The organism is Sphingomonas faeni (assembly GCF_003053745.1).
In the GTDB taxonomy this organism is placed as follows: domain Bacteria; phylum Pseudomonadota; class Alphaproteobacteria; order Sphingomonadales; family Sphingomonadaceae; genus Sphingomonas; species Sphingomonas faeni.
On the sequence record NZ_QAYE01000030.1, the window covers coordinates 1 to 1,550 of the forward strand.

Below are 1,550 nucleotides of genomic sequence, written 5' to 3' on the forward strand. Positions count from 1 at the left end.
CGATAGTCTCGTCCGACATTACGGCCCCGTTCAAAGAGCTGCCATCAACCCGTTGAACGCTCCGCCTACAAGGCGGCCCTCAGACCGCGCTTACGCCACTGTCACCCAATTGTCGCCTTTTAGGAGGGCATAGCGCCTGTCCGAAAGCGGTCGTTCGTTCAGCTACCCTCGTATTCTGCTCGCTCGTCCGACCAGCAGTCAGCGCCGTTCAGGTTCGCCCGCATGCGCGTATCAAACTCGCTAAAGGCGACCTCGTGGGGATACAGGGGCAGACCCTTCGCCAACGCCTGCTTTTCATAGACTCCTAGAGCCTGATGAAACGCCCAGAGGGCCAGTTGCCGCCAGTCGTCGTCCTGGGGAAACGCCTCCTCATTGGCTCGATATATTTCGTGCGTCGCGCTCGGATTGTCCGACACTTTCACCATTGCTGGCCAAAGGGCCTGCGTGGCTTCGAACAGCGCGATCTTGTCGATGGTCATCCAGCACTCTTCGTTACAGTGGCTACTTTCATGCCGTCCGCTACCGAAAGCCGCCAGTCTGAAATCGCCCAATGCCGGACGCTCGGGTCCTAGATCAGGGCTTCCGAAAGCAGCCATTCGTTCACACCGTTAATTCGGCGCCTGTAGAATCCCATCCGTTTGCACAATCTGGATGTTATGGACTAAATGGTCAGAGCCTACTGCATAGCGCACGGCCCGCGCCGTGTAACGAGGGTCCGCAAGCATCTCAGGTGAGAGGCCAGACCTGTCATCGTATCGCTCTATGACTAGGAGGGCGTCGTACCCCTTTGCGAAACCAACCACGATGCGATCAACCTTGCCTAGCCTGTGACGCTCGGTTGCTACCCAAGCCACCTTGTTTGGGGCGATCTGCTTTCCATCCATCGTGACCGTAAGATCGTCAGCGAACACAGCGACATAGTGGTCAAAACCGCTGGCCGTCGGTGTGGGCACGATCTGCTTTGCAATGTCATCGATAAAAGACGGTGGAGGCGGTGCCACCGACGCGCTTATGGTGCTGGCGGACATCATGCCAAACGCTAGGCCACATATTAAAGTCACCGGTCGCTTGAGCACAGCTTGTCCCTTTATTTTATGGTCACTTCACGCACCCGCAGTCTAGCTTCGTCTGCTCGCATAATGGCGGTTGGGTCTGACTATACGTTATCCCCCCAAAGCGGCCAGTCAGCATTCCTTCCCAACCCGGACATTCCGCTTTCGCTCAATAGCGCACGCGGGGGCGGCGTGTTAGCAGAAGAGGTGTCACGTCGATTCCTTGCCCATCCACTCGTCATTTGGCTTCTCGTCGTGAGCGCTGCGTTCGTGGTTGAGACTGCCTTTCGGGGTAGGACTGAGGCCATTGCGAACATCCCATTTCGAGCAATAGCAGTAGCCGTCACGATTTTTTGGACGCGTCGTTCAGCGCGGAGCCGCATGGCCGATCATTGATTGGCACTAGGGCTCAGACTCATTCACAGCCAGAAGGCGACAGCGGTTGCGAGAGCTACGGCTGAGAGGAAGTTGGCGGCGAGCTTGTCGTAACGGGTAGCG

The 1,550-nt window shown here is 57.2% G+C and carries 2 protein-coding genes; both read right to left on the bottom strand.

Going from position 1 to position 1,550, the window contains the following annotated elements:
* Positions 1 to 158: 158 nt before the first annotated feature.
* Positions 159 to 479 (bottom strand): hypothetical protein, encoded by a 321-nt coding sequence (locus C8J25_RS20115; RefSeq protein WP_107956115.1) that lies wholly within the window; start codon positions 477 to 479, stop codon positions 159 to 161.
* A gap of 129 nt (positions 480 to 608) precedes the next feature.
* Positions 609 to 1,031: a hypothetical protein gene (locus tag C8J25_RS20120; protein ID WP_107956116.1), complete on the bottom strand. Its 423-nt coding sequence runs from the start codon at positions 1,029 to 1,031 to the stop codon at positions 609 to 611.
* Between the last annotated feature and the right edge of the window lie 519 nt (positions 1,032 to 1,550).